We start from the raw sequence: 25,807 nt of genomic DNA on the forward strand, positions 1-25,807 counted from the left end.
GGAAACGAAGATTAGGGAGCCAAAGCAGACATCATCGACGGAAGCTCGGGCTTCCGTTTCGATCGGGCGATCTCCGAGGCTTACCGCTTTCTAATTTTACCGCTTCGCTTTCGCTAAGCTTTGGAAGAACTCAACCCAAACTGAACCATTAGCTCGCGAACTTGAGCGGCCACGAGGGGATCGGGATCGTTTTGCAGTTTCGGGAGTAATTCTAGCAGGGCGCGAGGCGAGGCGACCTCTAAATAAGCCAGCACTGCTTCCCGCACGAATCCCGTCGGGTGTCGCAACCCGGCTAGGGTTTGGTCGGCGCCGATACTCCAGCGAGCGACTCGGGCGACGTGGAAGCAGCAGGCTAGAGGCCAGTCGGAGAGGAACAGGCGCAACTCGAGTAAAAACCGCAGGCGATCGCTCGGCGACATCGGTTGATAGTCCACTAACTCCGAGAGATTTTGCAGTTTTTCTGCGTCCCCTTGGCGATCGAGAACGCTCAACAGCGATCGCTTGCTGGGAATGTCGATAGTGTTGTCGAGAATTTCCAACCCCCGCGCCATATACGATCGCGATCCCGACTTGAGGTTGAACGCCGCCGCTTGAATCGAGCTGAGGGGATATAAGAACTTCATCAACAAGAACAACCGCTCGATACTATCAGCTTGTAAGTCTTGCAGAGCGCGACGCAACAACTCGATGGCGTAGTCGGCGGTCAAACTCACGTGACCGTTGGTTCGCGGGCGACTCGCCACCGCTTCGGGTTCGCCTGGGGGAACGCTCACCTCGGGTAAATCCACCAGGGCGGCGTATAACTGTCCCACGAACATCAACTCTTGGTCGATGAGGATCTCCACGCCGCGACGTCCCAGGCGATCGAGAACCCCTTCGATACCCCGTTCTTCGGGCATTTTCAACAAAATTCGCAAGATGTTGCGGCGGTTGGTTCCCCACGCGGTCATCAAATGGGCGACCAAGACGTCGAGAGCTTCGACGGTTCCGATTTCGCCGATGGTACTCCAAGCGTACATCCGTACTAAATCGGGTTTGTGAACGTCTTCGGCTAACGTCACTAGGCGATCGAGGACTTCGTTATCCAACCGTACCAACGCCTGCATCGCGGCGTCCCGCGTAGATTTATACGACAGTCCCCGCAACAGAGACGGATAGTACTCTTCTAAATGAGTCGAGGCGATGACCTCCAACAGCGCACAGCGCACCCGTAACGATTCGTCTTGGAGTAAGTTGGGGACGTACAATCGCAGCCCTTGCAGGAAATCGGCTTCGCCTAACGCGCGAGTTCCCATGACCCGTTCCCGTTCCTGTTTGTGGGTCAACATTCGCCGTAAGGCGTTGGTGGCTTCTGCTTTCTGTTCGCGATTGCCCTTGCGTAAAATTAGCGAGGCTGCCGTCGCTCGCACCACCGGATCGACTTCCGGGCGCAGGTAAGGCCGTAACTGCCGCATATCCGGCGTTCGTTCCGTCAGCCAAACATAGCGCAACGCCAAGGCCAGCACTTCCGGCGGTTGGGGGCGATCGATCAGCGCCCGCACCTGGGGCAAATACTCGGCTTTGGGATGCTCGAGCATCACCTCTAAGCTTTGCCGCTGTAAGGCGGGCGATAGCGTTGCCAGTAGCGGGGCGAGGACTTCCCCCACGTTTTTCGGATCGATTTGAGCCAGGAGTTCGACACAGGAGCGTTTGTCGGGGTCAGACTTGGGTTTTTCGAGGGTTTCGACTACGGAGCGTTTGAGAACCCGTAAATCCACGTCGGAAACCCCCAACCGCCCTCGTTCGGCACTGGAGACGAGCAGACCCACGTAGCGCGATCGCATCAACAAAATGATGGCAATCCAGGCCAGGGCGACCAACACCACCAAAAATACGAAAACTGGACTTTGCAGAGCTTGCCACTGGTCTTTCCCCAGAAAGCGGCGTCCGCCCCAAATAAACGTCCACATGGCCAAACCCGCCACCCCCGTCGCCACTGGCTCCGCCACGCCGTTAACGAGGGCTTGCATATTGTTGCGCTGGGATTCTGGCAGGGGTTGAAACAGTACCGGCCCGGTGCCTTCGATGAGGGTGTAGTGGAATAGTTCGTCGACGAACTTAATGGCGATCACGCCGAGGAAAAGGTCGAACCAGCCCCCAAAGGAGCTGGAGATGGAAATCACCCCGATCAGCACCACCAGCATCGGCAAAATCGACCCGGCGCGAAACACCCCCATCCGCTCCACGACGCGACTGGAGGCGAACCACTGGGTCACTAACTCGAAAATTCCCAGAATTCCGTTAAAAATCCCGACGAAACTGGCGATACCATTGGCTAAATCGACGCCGCCTTGGAATTGCAGCTCTAGTTCGCTGTAAAACTGAAATTCGATGAGAACGTAGAGAATTTCGACGAGGACGAAAAACGTCACCAACAGCCAAACGTAGGTTCGCAGCGGTCCTTGGAAGCGGCGCGTGGCGTAATCGGAGGGATCTTCTTCTTCAGTGCGCCGACTGGCATCGGGAAAGGCTTGTCGGTAGTTTTCGCTGAGGTAGAATAGCAGAAACGCCCCCAGGACGAGCATGAAGCAGGCCATCAAGGTGACGTTTCTCAGACCCACGCGGGAGATGAGGGCGGGTAGCGAAAACCCACTGATCACGTCGGCCAGAAGGATTCCGCTGCTGATGATGGGGTAGGTTCGCTTAATTTCGCGAATGTTGAAGAGTTGGTTGGCGGTAATCGAGGTGTTGAGGTCGTTAAGGATGTAAGCTCCGTCGATCCACAGCCGCATGGAAAAGACGGTGATGCCGAAGAGCAAGGGAAGTTCGAGTCCGACTCGGAACAGCACCAAGGGCAAGGCCATCAGCAGGGCGATCGCGACGATCGCGCGACGCATGGGCAACACCTCTTGCAGCCAGGAGTAGAAAAATCCCAACCCCGAACCGATGGCCGAACTGGCGATATAGATAATCGTCAGGGATTCAGCACCGTATTTATCCAGAAACAAGCCGTAGGTGACGGCTTCGAGCCAGAGCAGGCCGATCGAGGTCGCCGTGTAAAAGGCAAACATCAGTAGGGTGCGCTCGCCTTCTTCGGGACGAAGGTTCACCCATTGCAGCACCCGCTGTCCCCAGCCACCTTGGTTGAATTGCCAGTTTTTCAGTTCCATGCAGCGTCGATCGTCCTGATGTCGGTCTTTGGGGAGCGAGACTCGCTCGGCTCCTGCCGTCTAGAGTAACGCGCCACCCAGTTCGGCGAAAAAAGTTCCGCTCTGCTTTAAGCGCGAACGGCTAAATTCAGGGTAACAATAAATTGTCGCTGACAAACGCTCTTGGCGTTTTTCCCGTTGAACTGCACTGGGGAACGGTTCGGCGGCGCGACCGGCCGGATTCGACACTCGAATCCGTCTGGCGACCTCGGGTCTCGACCGCCGCTGCCTCGCCAACGTTTCGACTATGTCTTCTTCGGCGACAGTAGCATCATCATGCTACGTCCTTCTCGTTTGGGCCGTTGCTGGACTTCGGCCAGGTCGGTTAAGTCTTTGGCTAAGCGTTCGAGCAACTGTTGGGCGAGGTCGGTGTGTTGGATTTCTCGACCTCGGAACATCACGGTGGCTTTCACCTTGTCTCCCGCTTTGAGGAAGCGCACCGCCTGCTTGACGCGCACCTGATAGTCGTGATCTTCGATCTTGTAGCGCATCTTCACTTCCTTGAGTTCGGAAGAGTGCTGCTTCTTCTTGGCTTCCTTAGAGCGTTTCTCTTGCTCGAACTTATATTTGCCGTAGTCCATGATCCGACAAACGGGCGGATCGGCTTTGTCGCTGACCAAGACCAGATCGAGGTCTTTTTCTTCAGCAATTTTCAAGGCGTCGGCTGGGGACATGATACCGAGTTGCTCTCCCTCTGTATCGATCGCTCGAATTTTGGGAAAGCGAATTCGCTCGTTGATTTGGGGTAAATCCCGTTGTCGTCTTCTTCCGATTGCAGGCATATGAATTGGTTTGATTTATTGGCTCGATAGGTTCGTGGTTGGGTAAATTTTGGTCTGAGATCGAGAACAGTCGTACTAACATTCTACTCGGAATATTTTCGATCCTCATCTAGATTTAAGAGAAATTCTAAAATTGCCCGACGGCCGACTGGGGCAAACGGCCAGGTGGGATCGCCTACAATGGGGAGATACGACGTTTCGCTCGAGAGGACGCAACTATCGCCAGCTCTACTCCCGGTCTCGATTTTCCCCGGCGGCGCGATTGGATTTGGCGTGGATGGCAAACTCGCTACGCTGTGGCTCGTCCGACAGCGGTGGAGGCATCGCCGACTCCCGTGGTGTTACTGCACGGGTTTGGCGGTTCTATCGACCACTGGCGCTACAATGTCGGACCGTTGAGCGATCGCCACCCCGTTTACGCTCTGGACTTACTCGGGTTCGGAGCGACTGAAAAGGCTCCGACTCGCTACAGTGTCGATCTCTGGGCCGATCAAGCTTACGAGTTTTGGCAACAGACCGTCGCGCGTCCGGCGGTTTGGGTGGGTCACTCGATCGGCTCGCTGGTCGGTGCGACCCTCGCACGACGCTACCCAGAGGCGATCCGAGGATTGGTGTTCTTGACGTTGCCCGACCCGGCGTTACGCCGAGATCTCCTCCCGCCACCGCTCCGGCCGGTGGTTCGCGCGATCGAACGCTTGTTTTCTTCTCCCCTCTTGCTCAAGCCGATTTTTTACTGGATTCGCCACCCCGAACGATTGCGGTCTTGGATGCAGTTGGCTTACGCCGACAGCGGTTCCGTCCCCGAAGACCCGGTGGAAGTTTTCGCGCCCCCCGCCTTCGATCGCGGTGCGGCGGGTGTCTTCTGTCGCCTCGCCCGTGCTAGCAGCGATGTCGAGTTCTGTCCCGACGTGGCTGCTTCTCTACGTCAGTTAGAGGTTCCCGCTCTGTTGGTGTGGGCCCGCGACGATCGCATGGTTCCGCCGAAACTCGCCCGTCCCCAGCAGTTCCAACAGGTCAATCCGACCTTGGAGTTGTTGGAATTCGATCGCGGCGGTCATTGCCTTCACGACGAACGCCCCGACCTCGTCAACGAGGCGATTCTCGATTGGATTCAACGGCGTGTCGATGTCCGGTAACGGCGATCGCGCCTCCGTAATAAGATGGAAACCCTCGGTTTCCGTTGCCCTATCCCAGAGCTTCACCCTACTCTGGGTGAAGTTTTTGTGCTATTTTTCAAGCCAGTTTGTCGATCGGCTCGTCGGGCGAAACAGTTCGGGAAAAATCGGCGATGTCTAAAATCGGCTCGTCTGAAACGACGATCCTGTCAATAAGGAGAAATATGGTCAGAGTTCACTGGTTGCTCCCAAGTCTCGCAAGTCTGCTGGTGGTGTCGGAATTCAGTGCGGTGGCGCGATCGCAACCCCTCGATCGCGCCACGGAGGATCTCAAATCGATGTCGTCTTCGACGCCAACTGCGATCGCCGACCCCCAAGAACTCCGAGACCCCCTGACTCTTTCGGGCGACCTCGCTCGAGACGAGATTCGACTCGAGCGAAAAGCGGAGGACAGGCAAGACGACCGGCCGCGACGGGTTCAGCGCAACCGACAAACCGCGACGATCGAGGCGGTCGAAATTACCGTCGATGGAAATCGCGCTCTCGTGCGCGCCGATCGCGCTATCCAACCCGTCGGCTACTGGGATCGGAGAACTCTGGCGTATCAAATTGAAATTCGCAACGCCCGCCTCGCACCGGGATTTCGCGTCCCCAGCGCCCGCGACAGTGCGGCGATTTCTTGGATACAGGCCGAGCAGGCCGACCCCGAAACGGTCATCGTGCGGGTCATGCCCGCCCCACAAGTGTCGATCGAAGGTCTCAACCAACCCAGCACGCAAACGCTCGCCCTCGAACTCCGACCGTACAGTGCCGAAGCCGCGCCCCCACCGATCGCCAACCGCCGCCCTGCGAATTCTTGGGACGACGTGCCGCAAATTCCTCAAGGACAAGTGGTCGTGGTCATCGACCCCGGACATGGCGGCAGCGACCCCGGTGCGGTCGGGATTGGCGGCCTCAGCGAAATCGATATCGTCAATCCAATGTCCCATCGCATCGCGGATTTGTTGGAAGCCAACGGCGTGGCAGCCGTTCTCACGCGGGAAGACAACCGCACTGTCGAACTCGAGCCGCGCGTTCAGTTGGCAAACCGCCTCAACGCCAATCTGTTCGTCAGCATTCACGCGAACGCTATCAGCATGAGCCGACCGGAGGTCAACGGCATCGAAACCTATTACTACCAAACGGGAGGCGATCTCGCCCGCACGATCCATCAAAATGTCGTTCGGGCGGCGGGGGGGCCCGATCGCGGCGTGCGGACGGCTCGGTTTTACGTGCTACGCAATACGGATATGCCAGCGGTGTTGGTGGAACTCGGGTTCGTGACGGGGGCTTACGACGCACCGCGACTGTCAGACCCGGAATATCGTGAGGTTCTCTCGCAAGCGATCGCTCGAGGTATCTTGCAGTACGTCAACCAGTACTGTCCCGGTCCGCTCTGTCAGTGACGGCGAGTCTGCATTCTACGCCACCTTTACTCCGGTAATATCGGTATTTCACAAACACCCCATGACAAACAATACTCGCTCGATCGGGATCTTCGACAGCGGCGTCGGTGGTTTGACCGTGCTGCGGGCAGCATACCGACAACTCCCTCACGAGTCGGTTTTGTATTTCGGCGATACGGCACGGTTGCCCTACGGCACGCGATCGCCCGAGGAAATCGTGCGGTTCGTGCGAGAAATCCTGCATTGGATGGCTCAGTGTCGGGTCAAAATGGCGATCGTTGCCTGCAACACCAGTTCGGCGCTGGCGTTGGAAACGGTGCGCGACGAATTCGATTTTCCGATTTTGGGCTTGATTCTACCGGGAGCGAGAGCGGCCGTGCGTCGGGGCAGCCGTATCGGGGTCATCGCGACACCGGCTACGGCGAAAAGCGGCGCGTACCGTCGGGCAATTTTGGAAACGAACCCTTCGGCTCGGGTTTGGGAAATAGGCTGTCCGGAATTCGTGCCGATCGTCGAAGGAAACCGCATTCACCATCCTCGTACTCGAGAGATCGTTCGACAGTACCTCGAACCGTTGCTCGAACACCGTATCGATACGCTGGTGTACGGTTGTACTCACTACCCCCACCTCGAACCGGTTTTACGGACGTTGCTTCCGGCGAGGGTGTCTTCGATCGATCCGGCCGAATACGTGGTAGCGGCAGCCGCCCGAGAATTGGATTTACTGGGGTTGGCAGCGGTGGCGACGCCCTACGAACATTCGGTTTCGCCGAGACACGGAACCCGCTTTTGCGTCAGCGGTTGTCCGCAAACGTTTGCGAGTTTGTCGAAGCAATGGCTCGGATTTGTCCCCGAGGTCGAAAAAATTTGGCTTCCGGCGCTCGATCGCTCCCATAATGCCGATCTCGATGAGAACGCGATCGCTCTATCCGAGTCGATCGATAGTCGGGTTTGTGGGGAACCGAAATCGGGAGACGCGATCGTGTAGAGTCCTGCATCTCTGCTCCCTGCGGTTACCAGGAGTTTTGGGTTTAACGCCTCGCCCATAAGCGGGCGACTTGGTTATCATGGGGGGAACGGGAACGGTATTCAACCCGTTTAAAACCGAGCCTAAAATCCACGGCAATCGAACCTTGAAAACTAAAGTTATGGGGTTCCGCTTGGGAAGGCTCAAGCGGGTAAAAGCTCTAAGCACTACGGACATCTCACGGTGGCGAACCGAGTTCGCCCCCCGTGTCCTCAAGTACAGGGAACCAGTATTTTAGGATTCTCAGGTACGGTAGGGCATACCGGAACCTCCTCTAAAATGGGGAAAACGCCTGGGGAGATAAACCCCTCTGGTATTCATTGGCAACAATGAGCATTAGGGGTTGTCAGAGAACCAGGAATCCAAAGCCGTGAGGCTTGGAGAATCGCCGCCCCTTCGACTTGGCTCAGGGCAAGCCTTCTAGGGCGGTGAGTATGTCAAATAATGTTAAAGGAAAAAGATGTGAGCAACACGCGATCGCACTATGGTTTTCTTTGGATTCGGAAAAAAACTGACACTACCCAAACCGCAAGACGCCTTACCGGGACGAGATACACCGATGCCCGTTCCCGACAAGCACTTCGTTCTCAAAACCCCCCTAACACCGCCCTATCCTGATGGAATGCAGCTAGCTATGTTTGGGATGGGTTGCTTCTGGGGCGCCGAGCGTCGTTTCTGGCAACTCGACGGGGTCTATTCGACAGCGGTGGGTTACGCGGCTGGATACACCCTCAACCCCACCTACCAAGAGGTCTGTACGGGGATGACGGGACATAACGAAGTGGTGCGCGTGGTGTACGATCCCGAGGCGATCTCTTACGAGATGCTGTTGAAAACCTTTTGGGAAAGTCACGATCCCACTCAGGGAATGCGACAGGGAAACGATGTGGGAACTCAGTATCGTTCGGGAATTTACTGTTACTCGGGCGATCGACGCCGACAAGCTGAAGCTTCCCGCGACGCCTATCAGACGGAACTTAAAAAAGCCGGATACGGCGAAATTACCACGGAAATTCTCGAAGCCCCCGAGTTTTACTTTGCGGAGGACTATCACCAACAGTATTTGGCGAAGAATCCCAACGGCTATTGCGGGCTAGGCGGAACGAACGTTTCTTGTCCGACTGGAATCGGAGTGTGATTTCTAATTCTCGCTGTAGGAGTGTCCCTGGCAACACTCCTACCCCAAAATTTTCGGTAAGGGCTGTCGGTGTAAGGGAACGCTCGCTCGAGACGAAGGCCGATCGCCGTCCGTCCGATACCCAAATATGTCGAGACATTCTGCTCGACTGACGAACGCGAGGGGGGAGGTTAAATCTCCACTCGCGTTTTGCTCTGTAAAGTCTAAAAAAGCCAATTATTTGGCGGTTGCGGTGACTGAGGTTTGTTCGGATCTGACGTTAAGGTGGATCGAAGAATCTTGCGTATATCCCCACAGGGTTAAAGCGACTATTGAGAACGTCAGTACCATGCCGATCGTGCAATCGATTCGATCGAGGCGTTCCATGTTCGGTTCCTCTATAAAATTTTCGTAGATAAGGTTGAGTTCGATCGCGTCTCGCTGCTCGTGACTCGAAACGTTGGCAGCGCTCCTCACTTTTTTAGTTTTAACGAGTTTTTCCTGGGGAGAATTTGAGTGAGATCGCCGCAGCAGCACGAAAGCTACTTTTGGTTTTTGGATTCATTTCAGCGTGTTTTAACTCAATTCTCCCTGGTGTCTACTGTACCCGATTGATATCGATCGATTAACGCCTCGAAAAAAATCTTTACTCAAATTTTAAAACTGAGGAATTTTAAACGGCGTTAACTTTATCGATCGAGCAAAATTACTAGATTTTAACGATGCGATCGATGTGTTTTTTTGAGGGTTTCGGATATTGCTTACGTGATTTAACGTAGTCGAAACTAAGCTTTCTAAAAAGATCCGTATTTTCCGAAAAATAAAGAGTCGACCGTGTTGCAATGTGGCGTTTCAACGAGCGCAAACCTTCCATAGTAAGGACTTGAGCGTCGAGATGTCAGATGGAATCCGTTTCCGATAAGCTTCACCACAGAGACACAGAGGACACGGAGAAGGGCTTATCGCGTTCGGCTAAGCCACTGTTTGAAATGCAAATTCTGTATTAAATTTCAGTGTGGGTTAATTCGAGCGGAGGCGATATCGATCGGTCGGTCTATTTTCAATTTTTTACTTTTAATGGTTATTCTGGTAACGTTTCTTGGTCGCGAAACGAGAGTTTTGGATAAGAAATTCCTGCTTTGGACAAGGCTGCTTTTGCACGTCGAATCAGATCGGTTTGGTAAACAAATTCGTCTCTAGCGTCGATGGGATAACATTTAAGTTTGAAATGAGTTCCCCACGGAGTTTCTTCAATGATGACTAAAATCGGGAAGTCAATTTGTGTGTACTTGCTCGTTTGAGCAGTGCGTTTTAGAATTTTACTGACGCGATCGACCTCGATGTCGTGGGCGAAATAGAAATCGACGACAGTTTGAGCTTCGACATTCCCTTTATTTGCATTGACGATCGCGTCCGTCCAAATTTTATTGTGGGGAATCGATACGATGTCGTCGTTGGGGGTGCGAATGCGGATTCCTCGCAAGCCGTAATTGATAATTTCGCCGTATTGGTCGCCGATAGTGACGCGATCGCCCACTTGATAGGGACTTTCAAACAATGCGATAATTCCTGCAATCACGGAACTGGCGTAATCTTTAAAAGCAAATCCCAAAGCGACAGCGACAGTTCCCGTAATCGCGAAGAGGTTGTTCGCCGAAAAGTCGAGAAACAACCCCAGAAGAACTACGATCGCCAATCCTAAAACGAAAGCTTGCCAAAACGGAAGCGATTGTGCGATCGCCAAGCGAAACCGCAGGGGAACTTTTTCCGCCAGCCACCGCACGACTTTATCGATCGCGACAGTGCTGAAATAAGCAACGACTACGACGGCGATCGCTTGTAGAATTTTAGCAGTCGTAATTTCTTTAAAAACTTCGGTCGCATTGCTAACTGCGTTCCCGTTACTTTGGGCGATCCAGAACTGTGGAACAATTAATTCGTTCACGATTTTGAGTCTCCGATACGAAATTGATTGTTACTCAAATCTCGATACAACCGGGGATAGTGAACGGGTTCGAGTTGGAAAAATTCGTCGGGTTGGCGTACTAGAGACACAGACTGCAACCGACGCACTCGCTGCAAAACTTCGAGGGGAGAATCTCCCAAGGTTTTCGCTAAGTCCCCAACCGTTATATTTCGATGTAAGCCGAGGGAATACAGTAAAAAGCGATCGTTTTTATCGAAAGTGGGAAGTTCGGGAAGGTGAGGACGTTGGGCGAAAATTCCCTCTTCACCCTCAATGTGGTGGAGCGATCGCAGCCATAAATTCGAGGCGACCGCCGCACTTCCTAACGATAGTTCGGCGAGTCGGTGGAAATAGGACTTTTCGGCTTTCGAGTTCCAGAAGTCGTCTTCGTCGTCTTCAGTTTCGGAATTTTCGTTTTCGTCGGCTTCTTTTTCAAACTGACAGTCGGCGAGGTGACAGACGGGAGACAACCAGGTTTTTAAGTCTTCTGGAGAAAGTTCGGGTAAGATACTAGGTTCGGGAAAACTTACTGACAGGTCACAGGCGAGATCGAGATAGTTCCACGCAAACGTGTTGCAACCGATCAGCCAAAATCGAGAGCGATCGCGTAAAACGCAGTCCTGTAAAACGTCGATGCTGTCTAACCCTTCTACACACCGTAAAAAACACTGGCTCAAATCGGGAACGACGATAACGAGATTGCGATTGGCAGACCGAACGAAGTCCGAATCGGACGTTTTGCGAAGTTGTCGAACGATCTCCGAAACGTCGTGCGGTACTGTCGAAGATGCTAACGTTTTAACCAGTAGAATGCTGTCGTTTTCCCACGAGGAAATGGCAGTGTCGAGCAGTTTTGAAAACGAATCGACGGGAGTTCCGAGAAGTACGAATCCATTGGGGGCGGTTTCGTCTTGTTGCCACTGTTTCAACCGTTGGGAAAGCTGCGATCGCACCTCCTCACAATAAGGATTTGGAGCGTCTAGTTCGAGGAGGCGATCGATCAGTTTTTGACGAAGGGTAAAATTGAGGGGAATTCGATCGACTTCGGAAAACTTGGCTTCCAATTCAGCAGCGTGTTCCTTTAGTTTCGCTTGAGCTTTGGGAAACCACGATCGCACGCGAGCCAATATATCGCCGATTTTGAATTTCATTTATCCCCGCCGCACTACTTGCGTTGCGGTGGCTTGTTCTGTCGGAACCACCAACACTTCGCTGATGTTGACGTGAAGCGGACGACTGGCACAAAATAAAACGATATCCGCGATGTCGTCTGGGGTTAACGGCGTCAAGTTTTCGTAAACCTTTTTCGCCCGTTCTGTATCCCCGTGAAATCGCACGTCGCTGAACTCGGTTTCTACCAAACCGGGATCGACTTCGCTGACACGAACTGAGGTTCCTAATAAATCCTGTTTCAACCCTTGGGTAATGGCGCGAACCGCTGCTTTTGAGGCACAATAGACGTTACCGTTGGGATAGGCGTGTCGTCCGGCGATCGAACCGATATTAATGATATGTCCGCGATCGCGTTCTACCATTCCCGGTACTACGGCACGAGTCACGTAGAGCAATCCCTTCACGTTGGCGTCTATCATCTCTTCCCAGTCGTCGATATTCCCTTCGTGAAGCTTGTCGAGTCCTCGACTCAATCCGGCGTTGTTGATTAATATGTCGATCTCTTGCCAGTTTTGGGGTAATGTGGCGAGGGTTTCGGCCACTTGTTGGCGATCGCGAACGTCGAGTTTGAGGATGCGAACGTCGGTTCCGTGATGTCGGTGTAATTCGGCGGCGAGGGTTTCGAGGCGATCGGAGCGACGAGCGGCTAAAATCAGTTTGGCACCCGCTTCAGCAAAGAATTTGGCACAAGAGGCTCCGATTCCGCTGCTGGCTCCCGTAACGAATACAATTCGATCTTTGACAGACCCCATCACAGATTCTTTAACGTTGCAACTTTCTCAGTTTAGGACATTTTTTTGGAGAAACCGGGGTTTTGAGGTTTGAAAAAATCCGCGTGAAAGAACTCTCGTTCGTGTCGCGAGCAAAATGATTGACGTTTTCCTTTCGAGGAGTTATACTGTAAAAAACTGTATTCATACTTTAATATAATTGAAATTGACTTAAAATTCAACATTCAACACTATAAATAAGTATTAGAAATATCGAAGGCTTTGAAGTTGAGTAGAAGAACCCGAAGTCATCATCAGAGCGATCGAAATTCCGGGTTTCTCGTATAGATCCCAGCCAGACGCGTTCGATTCACACCGATCGCCGGGAAGTTTGCTAAGATGCAGAACTCAACTGACGTTAATGTTAGGATTTGAGTTCACGCGATCGCAAAATCATGGCTGTGAGACAGACTGTATCTCTACCCAATATCGAACTTTCCTATCTCGAATGGGGCGTTCCCGGTAACGAACCCGTCTTGTTACTGCACGGACTCGCAGACCATGCGGGGGTGTGGTCGAGTTGCGGCGAATCCCTTTCCTCAGCCTATCACGTCGTCGCGCCGGACTTGCGGGGACACGGCAACAGTAGCAAGCCCCGAACCGGATATCGAGCGATCGACATTATCCGAGACTTACAGCATTTAATGCAACATCTCGGCTGGACTTCCGCTCACGTTGTCGGGCATTCGTGGATGGGGAAAGTGGTGCCGAGGTGGGCAACCTTACACCCCGAACAGTTTAACACCGCCGTACTCGTCGATCCCTTTTTCATCGGCAAACTTCCCCAAATTTTTCGCTTGACCTTTCCCCTCCTTTACCGCGTGTTACCTTTTTTAAAAGGTATGGGTCCTTTTGAAACCTACGACGCAGCCGTGGAACGCGCCAAAACCCTAAAACAGTATCGCGGCTGGAGTGCCTTACAACAGAACGCCTTCAAAGAAAGTCTCGAAGAAAAACCCGACGGTATCTGGGGTAGTAAATTCACCATAGACGCCAGAGACGGCGTATTTGAAGACGTGATGCTAGTAGCAGGCTTGACACAGGAAATCGACGTTCCGACCCTGTTCGTCAAACCCATCGAAGGACTCAACCGAACCGCCTTTCAACTGAAACCCTACCGTCAATATTTAAACAAACTAGAAATTCGAGAAGTTCCCGGCAACCACTGGGCGTTTTTAGTCGAACCCGAAGCTTTTAACGCCAGCCTTTTAGACTACTTCAAACAACACTCGTTTACTTCGTAGACTTATCGTAGATTGTATCGATCGCATGAAATTTTCACTCCCCCGACAACGGTTTTACCAAGAAATCAACCGAGACGACGAGAACATCGATTTAGCTGTCGCGGCGTTGTGCGTCGCCTGGGAAGAATATCCCGATCTCGATATCGAAAGATATCTCAACGCCTTAGATACGATGGCGTCAGAAGCAGCGGAAAAACTACCCGCCGAACGCTATCCCATGCGAGTGATTCAAGCCCTCAACGAATATCTGTTTGACGACTTAGGATTTCAAGGCAATCGAGACGATTATTACAATCCCCAAAACAGCTATCTCAACGATGTTATCGACAGACGGTTGGGAATCCCCATCAGCTTGTCTTTACTGTATTTAGAAATTGCCAAACGCCTCGATTTTCCGATGGTGGGGATTGGAATGCCGGGACATTTCATCATCCGCCCCAACTTTGAAGACGCGGGAATTTTCATCGATGTCTTTAACGGCGGCGAAGTAATGTTTCCCGAAGATTGCGAAAACCGCCTGCGTCAAGTATACGGACAACCAATTCGATTTCGTCCCGAATTTCTCGAACCCATTAGTTCGCGACTGTTCCTCGTGCGGATGCTAACGAACTTAAAAGCCGTGTATATTTCCAAACAGGAAATGTCGAAAGCCTTAAGCGCGATCGAGCGAATTTTGCTATTAAATCCCGATTCCATCATGGAACTACGCGATCGCGGACTCTTGTACTACCAAGCCGGACGGTCAGTCGAAGCCACCCAAGACTTAGAACGCTATCTCGAAATGCGTCCCAACGCCCCCGACGCCTCCACCATTCAACAGTTACTCGAAAAACTCAATAATTAATTGATAGGGAACGGGGAACAGTCCGTAGGGTGCGTGACTTGAAAAATCGGGTGTCGAACACCAGACCGAAAAATCGTCACGCACCGCCAATGTACACCGCCCACAGACAAGAGAAAAATCGGGTGTCGAACACCAGGCCGAAAAATCGTCACGCACCGCCAATATATTCTCCCCCTCTCCTCTGCTCCTCCTCTCCCAGACTCCCCTCTCCCCTAAAATAGTGAATCGGTCACATTTACAGAGGAAGACAAAATGGAGGCGAAACCGGAAAACTTGCAACAGCTTAAAGATAAAGTGGCCGTGGTCACTGGGGGGTCTCGCGGTATCGGAAAAGCCACCGCCCTCGCCTTAGCCGCAGAAGGGGCGAACGTGGTGGTAAACTACGCCAGTTCCAGTACCGCCGCCGACGACGTGGTGAAAACCATCCAAGAGATGGGAGGCGAAGCGGTCGCCGTCCAAGCAGACGTATCCAACGCCGAACAAGTGGACGCCTTGGTGAAAGCCACCACCGAAAAATGGGGCAAAATTGACGTTTGGGTGAACAACGCCGGAATCACCCGCGATACCCTGTTGCTGCGGATGAAACCCCAAGACTGGCAGGCGGTTATCGACTTAAACTTAACGGGGGTGTTTCTCTGCACCCGAGCCGTCAGTAAACTGATGTTGAAAAAGAAAACCGGCCGCATCATCAACATCGCCTCCGTCGCCGGACAGATGGGGAACCCCGGACAAGCCAACTACAGTGCAGCCAAAGCCGGCGTCATCGGATTTACCAAAACCGTGGCTAAAGAGTTAGCCAGTCGCGGCGTCACAGTAAACGCCGTTGCACCGGGATTCATCGAAACGGACATGACGGAAGGCTTAGCCGCCGAGGAAATCCTCAAAGCGATTCCCCTGGGACGGTATGGAAAAGCCGAAGAAGTGGCGGGATTGATTCGCTTCCTGGCGGCGGACCCGGCGGCGGCGTACATCACCGGACAAACCTTTAACGTCGATGGCGGAATGGTGATGGCGTAATTCTCCGCAATCGGAGGAATTGAGAGTTGAGAGGGCGAACCGAGGTTCGCCCCAACGGGAAATTTGACGAGATACTTAGAGAATTCCCATCCAGGTTAACAGACCTTTTCCGGTGAGGATTTCTAAAATGAGCAATCCCACGAAGCCAATCATGGCAAAGCGTCCGTTAATCTGTTCGGCGTAGGGCGTCCATCCGAAGCCGGGTTCGTAGCGATCGCTGTTCGTTTCTTGTACGTTGGGCGTTTCGTTCGTCATGGGGTTCTCAACCAACTGGGGATATCACGATTACATAGGATACCGCGCTCCTCTTCGCTTCGCTACGATCGCATCTTTCGAGAAAGTGAGATACTAAAGTAAAATTGAATCGAGATGTCGCAACAGGGAGGAGCGATCGTGAGCAAACCAACGAAATCTGAAAACGTTCCCAAGGCAATGCAGAAAAAGTTCGATGAAATTGTTGCGATAACCGAGGAGTTTTCCCAGCAACATTTGAACGAAGAATACGCCGAACTGATTCGCTTTGCCACCGCCGCACTTTGTCGAAAACGACCGTCTCCCTTGGCTCGCGGTCGTGCAAAAACTTGGGCGTGCGGAATTACCCATGCGATCGGAATGGTGAACTTTCTCTACGATCGCTCGCGGGAACCGTACATCAGTGCCAAAGATTTATATCAGTGGTTTGGCGTGAGTTCCAGTACCGGTCAAGCCAAGTCCAAACTGGTACGAGATACCTTGAATACACATCAACTCGACCCAGAATGGAGTATAAAAAGTATTAATAAAGACAACCCACTGGCTTGGATGATAACGTTAGAGAGCGGTCTCACGATCGATGTGAGAACGGCACCTCGGCACATTCAAGAACTCTTCTATCAGAACGGTTTGATTCCGTTTCCTCCGGATGCTTTCGAGTCTGAAGACACCCCATCGCGACCCAGAGCCTCGAAAAAGCGAAAGTCCAAACCCACGAAGGCGGAACTCAATTCTTTGTACGTCCTCAATGTCTATCTTTTTGACGGTTTGGTGACAGAGGAATTTATCAAGACAAATCCGGTGGTCTGTCGAACTATTGAAATTAAAGGTAGCAACACGTTAACCGACCTCCACGATGCGATTTTCGATGCGTTCGATCGCGAGGAAGAACATCTTTACGAATTTCAAATCGGTGGAAAAGGACCGAACGACCCGGAGGCGGTACGATACGGTATGAAATCACCGTTTTCAAAGCCGATGTTTGGGAACGACAGCAAGGACGCCGAAGCGACCAGAATCGCCTCTTTAGACTTGTCGGTTGACGATGCGTTTGGCTACTTGTTCGACTTTGGCGATAGTTGGATGCATCAAATTAACGTGATGTCGATTTCGGAGAACGCCCCGAAAGGGAACTATCCCAGGGCGACGAAGCGGGAAGGAGAGAGTCCGCCGCAATATCCCGATTTTGAGGAAGAATAGGAAAGCCTGTCTCTCCAAATCCCCGGCATCTCGAAGATGCCAGAGATCTCACGCAGCTATTGACCGATCGAGAAATTTTGGGTCTGTTGGAATTGTGGTGTAATACGGAATCCAAATCTCAAACAGCAGTTTCTCTAAACTCTGCATCACCCCTTAGCTCCCCAAGGGAGAGGGGAGTTGGGGGGATGTGTCTCTGTGGTGAAGACTTTTTGGTATTTTCATGTCCATTAAATCTGTCCAACGGAACTCTACATCTTACCCAAACTGCTGCAACAACCAGCGATTCACCGCCCCATCATCCTCCGTCTGACTCCGCCGCAACGCCTCTTCCACCGTAGATATCGCCAAACCCGGTAACACCGCCGATACCGAAATCTGACGACTTCCCCCATTCGCCACCGCAAACGCAAAGACTGCGGCCGCCTCCACGTCGATAACCCAATATTCCCGAACCCCAAACCGTTCGTATAACAAACGTTTCTGTCCCAAATCCTCGCTTAACGTCGTCGAAGAAATCTCGATCGCCAACGTCGGCGTTCCCCAAACCGCCACATCGATCGCTTGGTTTGTCTTCGTCGGTCGCCTCACCTCAGCCCCGATGTAATAGGCCAAATCCGGCTGACATTCCCGTTCCCCCGTTTTGCGAAAACTGGTATTCGTAAACGATATATAAGGGATGTCTTTCAGCGTTCCGTACAGACTGACGATCGCCGCCACGATCGAATTATCCTGTCCGTGACCCGACCCGATGGACATCGTCTCAATCCTCATCCAACCGGAATCGTAATAGCATCGCGCGTTCTCAAATTCGGACTGTTGCGAAATTGCCAAAAAATCGTCCCAAGTGGCAGAAATCCAGGTTTCGGCGATCGCATTTTGGGGAGTTGATACCATATCGATTTCCCTTCACCGCTGGTTCTTCCACTGTACTCGACCCGCCGGACACCTCTCACCCAAAACGCCAAACCCTCCGGTGACGGGGGGTTTGGAAGGAATCAATAGAGATGAGCGATCGGGGATTCGAACCCCGAACCAACAGATTAAGAGTCTGTAGCTCTGCCGTTGAGCTAATCGCCCTCACTACAACCGTTTTAATGGTTGTAACACGATTGTAGCATCTTATTTCAAATTGTCGAGAACCCCGTCCCGCGATAGCCGAAATCGCAACAACTCGGATGCAGGATTTCCGCCAACAGTTCTAACGAATCCACCAATCGCGGCCCCGGACGGTTGAAATATTGATTACCATCGCAATAGTACACTCGTCCCGTTTGCACCGCCTTCAACTGCGGCCACGCCGGATGTTGCGTCAGGTGTTTGGCGTCTTCCTGAGTTTCCTGCAAATCGTACCCGCAGGGCATGACGACAATAACATCAGGATCGACTGATTCCAGGGATTCCCACTCGATCCAAGGGGAATGCTGGCCGATTTCTCCGAGATGGGGAACGCCTCCAGCCAGTTGTACCAATTCTGGAACCCAGTTTCCGGCGGACATCAACGGTTCCGTCCATTCAATGCACACCACGCTGGGTTCCGGTTGTCCCGCCACTCGCCGCCGGACTTCCTCAACTCGCTGTTGCAAACCGGCGATCGCATCTTCGGCGTCCGCCCCCAACTGTTCCCCCACCAAGCGCATATTTTCCCAAACTTCCGCTAAAACGCTCGGTTGTAGGGAAATCACCTTGGGTTGACTCTGGCTGAGTTGCGCCACCGCCGCTTCGACTTCCGCTAAACTGGCCGCACAGACTTCGCATTGGGCTTGCGTGATGATGTGGGTGGGGTGCAACTCGCGCAGTAACTCGGTTTCCACCCGGTAGACGCTGAGTGCCGATTGCAGGAGTTCCGTAACGCGATCGTGAATCTGGGGACTGCTACCGTTGGGGTCGAACTGAGGCTGAGTACAGGCGGGAAGCGATCGCACCGACTCGGGAAAGTCGCACTCGTGGGAACGCCCCACCAGGCGATCGCTCAGTCCGAGACTATCGACGATTTCAGTCGCACTAGGAATTAAAGAGACGATACGCAGATCGGACATGAAACAGGCTCGATGTTGAGGTCTTCGTTACTCAAACTCTACCGTATCGCTACATTTAGTTACCACAAGTCAATAAAATTGTCAATAAAAAAATATCCGCGAAAGCCGTAGGCGGAAACACAGACCCCAAATGGCGCGATCTCCGATCCCGGCGATCGCCTTGAAATCCCTAAAATGAGGATAACAGACACAGATCGACTCAACCCACGTCTATGCAACCGAGCAATCCCAACCAATTCACCGAAAAAGCCTGGGAAGCGATCGCCCGCACGCCGGACGTCGCCAAACAAGCCAACCAGCAACAAATCGAGAGCGAACACCTCATGCAATCGCTTCTCGAAGGAGAAGGGCTGGCAGCGAGTATCTTTAGCCGCGCCGGGATAGCTGTCGCCAGTTTACAAGAGAAAACCCGAGATTTTATTCAAAAACAACCTAAAGTAACTGGAAGTAGTACCTCAGTGTATCTCGGGCGGAGTCTCGACAGCCTGCTCGATCGCGCCGACAGCTATCGAAAAGAGTACGGAGACGAATATATATCCATCGAGCATATCGTCCTCGGCTACGTCAAAGACGATCGCTTTGGAAAAGCCCTCTTCAAATCTCTCAACCTCACCGAGAAAAAACTCAAAGACACCATCTCGCAAATTCGCGGAACTCAGAAAGTGACCGACCAAAACCCCGAAGGAAAATATAACGCCCTCGAAAAATACGGGCGCGACCTCACCGACGCCGCAAAAAAAGGCAAACTCGACCCCGTTATCGGACGGGACGACGAAATCCGCCGAACCGTGCAAATCCTCTCGCGGCGTACCAAAAACAACCCCGTCCTCATCGGCGAACCCGGTGTGGGTAAAACCGCCATCGCCGAAGGACTCGCCCAACGCATCGTCAAAGGAGACGTACCCGAATCCCTGCGCGATCGCATGCTTCACGCCCTCGACATGGGGTCGTTGATTGCAGGGGCGAAATATCGCGGCGAATTTGAAGAACGCCTTAAAGCCGTCCTCAAAGAAGTCACCGACTCCAACGGTCAAATTATCCTCTTTATCGACGAAATCCATACCGTCGTCGGGGCTGGCGCGACCCAAGGGGCAATGGACGCCGGAAACCTCCTCAAACCCATGTTGGCGCGGGGCGAACTGCGCTGTATCGGGGCGACGACTCTGGACGAATACCGCAAATATATCGAAAAAGACGCAGCGTTAGAACGTCGTTTCCAACAGGTGTACGTCGACCAACCCAGCGTTGAAGACACCGTGTCCATTTTGCGGGGACTCAAAGACCGCTACGAAACCCACCACAACGTCAAAATCGCCGACAGCGCGTTAGTAGCGGCGGCGACGCTGTCCACTCGATATATTAGCGATCGCTTCCTTCCCGACAAGGCGATCGATTTGGTGGACGAAGCGGCGGCCAAACTGAAAATGGAGAGTACCTCCAAACCCGAAGAACTCGACGAGATCGATCGTCGCATCATGCAACTAGAAATGGAAAAACTGTCGCTGCAAAAAGAAAGCGACCCCGCCTCCAAAGAACGGTTGCAACGCATCGAAAAAGAACTGGCCGACTGCAAAGAAGAACAAACCCATTTCAACGCCCAATGGCAGGCGGAAAAAGACATTCTCGAAGGTCGTAAAACCTTAAAAGAAGAGATCGATCGCGTCCAAGTCGAAATCGAAGACGCCGAACGCAAATACGACCTCAACCGCGCCGCCGAACTCAAATACAGCAAACTTCCCGAACTCCAGAAAAAACTCTCCGAAACAGAAGCCAAATTCACCACCGTCCAAACCAGCGGTGAAGCCCTGTTGCGTGAAGAAGTCACCGAAGCCGACATCGCCGAAATCATCTCCAAATGGACGGGAATTCCCATCAGTAAACTCGTCGAATCCGAGAAAGAAAAACTCCTACATCTCGAAGACGAATTACACCATCGCGTTGTCGGACAAGACGAAGCTGTCACCGCCGTCGCCGACGCCATCCAGCGATCTCGGGCGGGGTTAGCCGACCCCAACCGTCCCGTCGCCAGCTTCCTGTTTTTAGGACCGACCGGAGTTGGTAAAACTGAACTGGCGAAAGCCCTAGCGTCCTATCTCTTCGACACCGAAGACGCGATGGTTCGCATCGATATGTCCGAGTACATGGAAAAACACGCCGTCTCCCGTCTAATTGGTGCGCCTCCGGGGTACATAGGATACGACGAAGGCGGACAACTGACCGAAGCGGTTCGCCGCCGTCCCTACGCAGTGATTCTCTTCGACGAAGTCGAAAAAGCCCACCCCGATGTCTTCAACGTCCTGTTGCAAGTTCTCGACGACGGACGCATCACCGACGCCCAAGGTCGAACGGTGGACTTCAAGAACGCCATCATCATCATGACCAGTAACATCGGGTCGCAATTCATTCTCGACGTATCCGGGGACGATTCCCAATACGAAGAAATGAAATCGCGGGTGACGGAGGCGTTGCGGGCGAACTTCCGACCGGAATTCCTCAACCGCATCGACGACACGATTATTTTCCACTCTTTGGAAAAAGCTCAGTTGCGGAATATCGTGAAATTGCAAGTCGTGCGGTTGGAAAAACGCCTCGACGAGAAGAAAATGGCGCTCAAACTGTCCGAGGGAGCGATCGATTTTCTGGCGGAAGTGGGTTACGATCCCGTGTACGGTGCGCGTCCGCTGAAACGGGCGATTCAACGGGAGTTAGAAACCCAAATTGCCAAAGGAATTTTACGGGGCGACTTTGGCGACGGCGATACGATTTTCGTAGATGTCGAAAACGATCGGTTGTCGTTTAAACGGCTTCCGGCAGAGTTAGCCACCGTATAGGTTCGATGCTAGGTTAGAAGGGTCGGCAATGCCCACCGAACTCTCCATTTAGTGTAATTTCGGTCGAACTGCGTAAGTCCTACAGTTCGGGTGCATCTCACTTTTGCACCCGGAACCCCACCCATCCTCCCCTTACTAAGGGGAGGTGCCGAAGGACGTTCGGCGAGCGCTCAGTCGAGGCGCGGAGGGGTCGTTCTACGAAATTGAGATGCACCCTACAGTTCTTCCCACATCAGATTTTTATAACATTGCGATCGCCGCTTTCGGCAAGCTTATCTTTTTAAGGCGATTCGGCGATCGCTCCTGTTCTCGTCGGTATGTCTGACGCAGTAGCTCGACTGTCGCAAACCCTCTTTCAGCAGGAAATCAATACGTCGCCAATTCAAGCTTGAAATGTAACGGCAGCTAAATTTATTAAAATTTATTAATATTAATATAGATAAAAAAATATTGAAAATAGATGATTTTTAAGATATAATTTTATTTTAAAAAGATTGATTATTATCAATTTGATTGGTATGTGTATCGCCCATACTAACATTAAAAAATTACACAGTATTTCTAGCTCCGTACTAACTGCGGCGACCCTTGCGAGTCTCCAGAGCCTAGCATTCGGTTTCCTTCCCAGAACGTCCGCGTTGGCTCAGATCGTTCCCGATCGGACACTTCCGAGTCCTTCCCGAGCGATCGTAGGAGGCAATACTTACACCATCGAGGGAGGAACGGAGGCGGGTCGCAACCTGTTCCACTCCTTCGAGCGTTTTTCCGTGCCAACGGGAGCCGAAGCCTTTTTTAACAACGCCACGACCGTTGAAAACATCCTGACTCGCGTGACGGGCGATGGCGTGTCCAATATTGACGGACTGCTACGAACCAACGGAACGGCGAACTTGTTTCTGCTCAATCCCAACGGCATCGTCTTCGGTCCGAACGCTCGCCTCGAGGTCGGCGGTTCCTTCTTTGCCAGTACAGCCCATCGTCTCAACTTTAGAGACGGCAGCGTCTTCAGTGCGGCCGAACCTAACGCGCCGCCATTACTGACTGTTTCCGTTCCCGTGGGAGTGCAGTTTGGCAATTCACCCGGGTCCCTCGACATCCGAGGAACGGGGAATGTCGATCGCTTTCCCACCGAAACCCCAGGCTTATCGGTTCCCCCCGGACAGGCGATCGCCCTGGTGGGAGGAAACATCACCCTCGACGGCGCGATCGTCAGCGCCCCGTCAGGACGAGTTGAAATGGGTGGCGTTGTTGAAGGAAACGTCAGCTTTGACGAGAGTTGGACGCTCGACTACGACGGCGTGAGTGAATGGGGAGACGTACAGTTATTGAATCGATCGTCCGTCTTCGTCCCGACTAGCGATCTCGGCAACCGCTCGAATACGGGAATTCAAGTCGTTGGGGGAGACATCTCGATGGCGAGTTCTCAACTGGCCACGCTGACGCAGAACGGTCGAGCCAGCGGTAACATTGACATCCAGGCGTCAGAGTTGCTGAGTTTGGGTGGAGCGATCGATACGTTTCCCTTTAGTGCTTCGGTGGAAACGCAAACTGACGAAACGGCAACCGGAAACGGCGGCCATCTCGCTGTAACTGCGCCCGAAATCGCGATAAACGACGGGGCGAGACTTCAAACCTGGAGCTTTGGGGATGGAAATGCCGGAGGCGTGACGGTGAATGCCGAGGCGATCGAGGTCGTTGGTTCCTCTCCTTCGGGTGGGTTCTTTTTTAATCTCGCCCTACTCCTCGAACAGAGTACGGGTAGCCGCATCAGCAGCGAGAACTTCGGAACGGGAGACGGCGGAAACGTCCGCGTCGTGACTGACAACCTCGTCCTCAACGACGGCGGACAAATCCGAACGCTCACCGGTGCGAGTGGAAAGGGCGGTTCGATAACGGTAAACGCCCGAAATTTACGAGCTGTAAGCACCGTTCCCCTAACTCCAATCGTCAGTAGCGGGATCGCCAGCATTACCACGGGAACGGGTTCGGGGGGAGACAGCACGATTTCAAGCCAACGAGCCACGTTACTCGATGGCGCGAGACTCATCTCTTCAACGTGGGGATCGGGACGGGGAGGAAACCTGAACGTCGAGATCTCAGAATCCTTTACCGCTCGAGGTTCGGCTTCCGTTTTTACGGGTGCGTCCGTTGGTTCGGGGGTGTTTTCCGGTACGTTCAGTTCTGGAAACGGGGGCAATGTGACCGTCACCGCACCTCAACTCACCCTATCGGACGAGGGGCTAGTGGTTTCAACCGTTCTGCGTCAAACCCTCGGCGAACCCTTACCGGGTGCAGGAACAGGCAATGGAGGAGACGTCCGCGTGGTTGCCGATTCCCTCGAGTTAATTGGTGCGACTTCTGCTGATTCTGCTGATACGGATTCTTTCACCCAAGTTGGTAGTGTAACGTTTGGAACGGGGAATGCTGGAGACGTTTGGGTGTCAACGAGACAACTGATCGTTCGAGATGGCAGTCTACTCTCTTCGTCTGTCCTTCTGTCCTTTTCTGCGCTCAGCGAACCGCTGTCAGGTTCGGGGACGGGGAATAGTGGACGGTTACAAATCGACGCATCGGAATCGATCGAAGTGCTGGGTTCTAACCTCTCGAGTGCTGCGACATCGAGTTTTGTCGGGACGCAAACCTTCGGAATTGGCAATGCGCGCGAGTTAGTCGTCAACACCGATCGCCTGGTGTTGCGCGATGGGGGTTTTATCGGTACGTTTACCAGTGCCACGGGCAGCGCCGGAGAGATTCGCATTAATGCCTCAGACATCTCGATCGCCGGTCGCGCTATCAATGGCGTCTCTCGCGTGGCGGCCGAAGCCTTTGAGCCAAACGAAGTGTTACAGCAGGCGTTTTTTATTCCATCGATTCCTAACGGCGAAACTGGTCGCGTCGCGATCGAGACCGATCGCTTGACGCTTCGAGAGGGGGGTAGCATCAGCGTTCAGCACGACGGCATTGGGAACGCCGGAATTTTAGACATCGAGGCGTCGCAAATCGCGATCGAAGACGATTCGAGGATCTCGGCGACGACGGCTTTCGGTGTGGGCGGAAACGTCAGTCTCAACGTGCGCGATTCCTTGCAACTACGCGACGACAGCCAAATTTCCCTGTCTGCTCTCGGGGATGTGGGAGATGGGGGGAACTTGGCGATCGAAGCAGCGACGGTAACGTTACTCGATCGAAGTTGGATTCGAGCCAATGCCGTGGGGGGAGATGGGGGCAATATTCGCATCGTCACCGACGGTATTTTAGCTGCACCCGGCACCGCCATTACTGCCAGTTCGCAATTGGGCATCGATGGCCTTGTTGAAATTAGCCAACCTGCCGTCGATACCAGTACGGGGTTAATTCAGTTACCCCAAAACACTATCGACCTTGCCAGCCAGATCCAGCAAGGATGTGCTAGCAGTCAAGGTAATACGTTTGTCATTACCGGACGCGGGGGCGTTCCGAACAATCCGAGGGAAACGTTACCCGCGAGGGCGAATTTGGCTTGGGGCGATCTTCGAGATTGGCGCGAGATCGGGCAATTGCCGTCGGGGGATGTCTCCCGAGAGATCGAAGAGATCGAAGAGATTGAAACGGAGGCGATCGCGCCTATTGTTGAAGTCACTGGATGGGTGAGATACGACGATGGAACCGTTGAGTTAGTGGCTGAGGAGTCGGTCTCCGCGTTCGGTTTAAACTGTCGTACTGATTGACATCCGTTTCCGATAAGCTAGGTTTTAAGCAGTCTTCACCACATCCCCCCTTAGCCCCCTATCCCCCCCCTTAGCCCCCTATCCCCCCTTAGC

21 protein-coding genes and 1 tRNA gene are annotated in these 25,807 nt (G+C 53.1%); 11 read left to right on the top strand and 11 right to left on the bottom strand.

Annotated features, from left to right (window positions below; translation table 11 throughout):
* Positions 1 to 113: 113 nt before the first annotated feature.
* The 3 genes from GEI7105_RS0115820 to infC are packed head-to-tail and all read right to left on the bottom strand — an operon-like array spanning position 114 to position 3,970.
* On the bottom strand, positions 114 to 3,149 hold the full coding sequence (locus GEI7105_RS0115820; protein ID WP_017661412.1) for an MFS transporter: 3,036 nt from the start codon (positions 3,147 to 3,149) through the stop codon (positions 114 to 116).
* A gap of 60 nt (positions 3,150 to 3,209) precedes the next feature.
* Complete coding sequence (locus GEI7105_RS38555; RefSeq protein ID WP_017661413.1) at positions 3,210 to 3,377, bottom strand: hypothetical protein; 168 nt, start codon at positions 3,375 to 3,377, stop codon at positions 3,210 to 3,212.
* A gap of 56 nt (positions 3,378 to 3,433) precedes the next feature.
* The gene (gene infC, locus GEI7105_RS0115830; RefSeq protein WP_017661414.1) at positions 3,434 to 3,970 is read right to left on the bottom strand and encodes a translation initiation factor IF-3; all 537 of its coding nucleotides are present in this window, start codon (positions 3,968 to 3,970) and stop codon (positions 3,434 to 3,436) included.
* A 296-nt stretch (positions 3,971 to 4,266) separates the two neighbouring features.
* Between infC and GEI7105_RS0115835 the strand changes: the two genes are divergently transcribed.
* The 5 genes from GEI7105_RS0115835 to msrA all read left to right on the top strand — a co-directional run bounded on the left by GEI7105_RS0115835 (position 4,267) and on the right by msrA (position 8,695).
* The gene (locus GEI7105_RS0115835) at positions 4,267 to 5,106 is read left to right on the top strand and encodes an alpha/beta fold hydrolase (RefSeq protein WP_017661415.1); all 840 of its coding nucleotides are present in this window, start codon (positions 4,267 to 4,269) and stop codon (positions 5,104 to 5,106) included.
* Positions 5,090 to 5,266, top strand: a complete 177-nt coding sequence (locus GEI7105_RS38560; protein WP_158413221.1) for a hypothetical protein — start codon at positions 5,090 to 5,092, stop codon at positions 5,264 to 5,266. Before GEI7105_RS0115835 ends, GEI7105_RS38560 begins: the two co-directional genes overlap by 17 nt.
* Positions 5,267 to 5,309: 43 nt before the next feature.
* On the top strand, positions 5,310 to 6,530 hold the full coding sequence (locus GEI7105_RS30850) for an N-acetylmuramoyl-L-alanine amidase family protein (protein ID WP_017661417.1): 1,221 nt from the start codon (positions 5,310 to 5,312) through the stop codon (positions 6,528 to 6,530).
* A 61-nt stretch (positions 6,531 to 6,591) separates the two neighbouring features.
* Entirely contained in the window at positions 6,592 to 7,518 is a 927-nt protein-coding gene (gene murI / locus GEI7105_RS0115850; RefSeq protein ID WP_017661418.1) for a glutamate racemase, read from the top strand.
* A 523-nt stretch (positions 7,519 to 8,041) separates the two neighbouring features.
* Complete coding sequence (gene msrA, locus GEI7105_RS0115855; RefSeq protein WP_017661419.1) at positions 8,042 to 8,695, top strand: peptide-methionine (S)-S-oxide reductase MsrA; 654 nt, start codon at positions 8,042 to 8,044, stop codon at positions 8,693 to 8,695.
* A gap of 216 nt (positions 8,696 to 8,911) precedes the next feature.
* On the opposite strand, the gene GEI7105_RS0115865 is transcribed toward msrA, so the two are convergent.
* The 4 genes from GEI7105_RS0115865 to GEI7105_RS0115880 form a co-directional block, all read right to left on the bottom strand.
* Positions 8,912 to 9,151, bottom strand: a complete 240-nt coding sequence (locus GEI7105_RS0115865) for a hypothetical protein (RefSeq protein WP_144053831.1) — start codon at positions 9,149 to 9,151, stop codon at positions 8,912 to 8,914.
* A gap of 604 nt (positions 9,152 to 9,755) precedes the next feature.
* Entirely contained in the window at positions 9,756 to 10,619 is an 864-nt protein-coding gene (locus GEI7105_RS0115870) for a mechanosensitive ion channel family protein (RefSeq protein WP_017661422.1), read from the bottom strand.
* On the bottom strand, positions 10,616 to 11,791 hold the full coding sequence (locus tag GEI7105_RS0115875; protein ID WP_017661423.1) for a hypothetical protein: 1,176 nt from the start codon (positions 11,789 to 11,791) through the stop codon (positions 10,616 to 10,618). The genes GEI7105_RS0115870 and GEI7105_RS0115875 overlap by 4 nt, the downstream gene beginning before the upstream one ends.
* Positions 11,792 to 12,565, bottom strand: a complete 774-nt coding sequence (locus tag GEI7105_RS0115880) for an SDR family oxidoreductase (RefSeq protein ID WP_017661424.1) — start codon at positions 12,563 to 12,565, stop codon at positions 11,792 to 11,794. It abuts the gene before it with no gap.
* Between the two features lie 413 nt (positions 12,566 to 12,978).
* Between GEI7105_RS0115880 and GEI7105_RS0115885 the strand changes: the two genes are divergently transcribed.
* The 3 genes from GEI7105_RS0115885 (at position 12,979) to fabG (ending at position 15,688) form a co-directional block, all read left to right on the top strand.
* Positions 12,979 to 13,827, top strand: a complete 849-nt coding sequence (locus GEI7105_RS0115885) for an alpha/beta fold hydrolase (protein WP_017661425.1) — start codon at positions 12,979 to 12,981, stop codon at positions 13,825 to 13,827.
* Positions 13,828 to 13,852: 25 nt separating this feature from the next.
* Entirely contained in the window at positions 13,853 to 14,671 is an 819-nt protein-coding gene (locus tag GEI7105_RS0115890; RefSeq protein ID WP_017661426.1) for a SirB1 family protein, read from the top strand.
* A 252-nt stretch (positions 14,672 to 14,923) separates the two neighbouring features.
* Positions 14,924 to 15,688: a 3-oxoacyl-[acyl-carrier-protein] reductase gene (gene fabG, locus GEI7105_RS0115895; RefSeq protein ID WP_017661427.1), complete on the top strand. Its 765-nt coding sequence runs from the start codon at positions 14,924 to 14,926 to the stop codon at positions 15,686 to 15,688.
* Between the two features lie 75 nt (positions 15,689 to 15,763).
* Here the strand turns inward: fabG and GEI7105_RS0115900 are convergent, their stop codons facing one another.
* Positions 15,764 to 15,943, bottom strand: a complete 180-nt coding sequence (locus GEI7105_RS0115900) for a CAB/ELIP/HLIP family chlorophyll-binding protein (protein WP_017661428.1) — start codon at positions 15,941 to 15,943, stop codon at positions 15,764 to 15,766.
* 138 nt (positions 15,944 to 16,081) lie between these two features.
* Here GEI7105_RS0115900 and GEI7105_RS0115905 point away from each other — a divergent pair, with 138 nt between their 5' ends.
* Positions 16,082 to 17,140 carry a plasmid pRiA4b ORF-3 family protein gene (locus GEI7105_RS0115905; protein WP_035493200.1) on the top strand — a complete coding sequence of 353 codons (1,059 nt, stop codon included), beginning with the start codon at positions 16,082 to 16,084 and terminating at the stop codon, positions 17,138 to 17,140.
* A gap of 255 nt (positions 17,141 to 17,395) precedes the next feature.
* Here the strand turns inward: GEI7105_RS0115905 and GEI7105_RS0115910 are convergent, their stop codons facing one another.
* The 3 genes from GEI7105_RS0115910 to GEI7105_RS0115920 form a co-directional block, all read right to left on the bottom strand.
* Positions 17,396 to 18,034, bottom strand: coding sequence for a Uma2 family endonuclease (locus GEI7105_RS0115910; RefSeq protein ID WP_017661430.1), 639 nt, complete (start codon positions 18,032 to 18,034; stop codon positions 17,396 to 17,398).
* Positions 18,035 to 18,145: 111 nt separating this feature from the next.
* Positions 18,146 to 18,217, bottom strand: a tRNA-Lys gene (locus GEI7105_RS0115915).
* A 47-nt stretch (positions 18,218 to 18,264) separates the two neighbouring features.
* Positions 18,265 to 19,176: a cobalamin-binding protein gene (locus GEI7105_RS0115920; protein ID WP_017661431.1), complete on the bottom strand. Its 912-nt coding sequence runs from the start codon at positions 19,174 to 19,176 to the stop codon at positions 18,265 to 18,267.
* Positions 19,177 to 19,388: 212 nt separating this feature from the next.
* On the opposite strand from GEI7105_RS0115920, the gene clpB reads away from it, so the two are divergent.
* Entirely contained in the window at positions 19,389 to 22,007 is a 2,619-nt protein-coding gene (gene clpB, locus GEI7105_RS0115925) for an ATP-dependent chaperone ClpB (RefSeq protein ID WP_017661432.1), read from the top strand.
* A gap of 638 nt (positions 22,008 to 22,645) precedes the next feature.
* Positions 22,646 to 25,714 (top strand): two-partner secretion domain-containing protein, encoded by a 3,069-nt coding sequence (locus tag GEI7105_RS33600; protein ID WP_017661433.1) that lies wholly within the window; start codon positions 22,646 to 22,648, stop codon positions 25,712 to 25,714.
* Positions 25,715 to 25,807: the final 93 nt, after the last annotated feature.

This window comes from Baaleninema simplex PCC 7105 (assembly GCF_000332355.1).
Classification (GTDB): Bacteria; Cyanobacteriota; Cyanobacteriia; order Cyanobacteriales; family Geitlerinemataceae; genus Baaleninema; species Baaleninema simplex.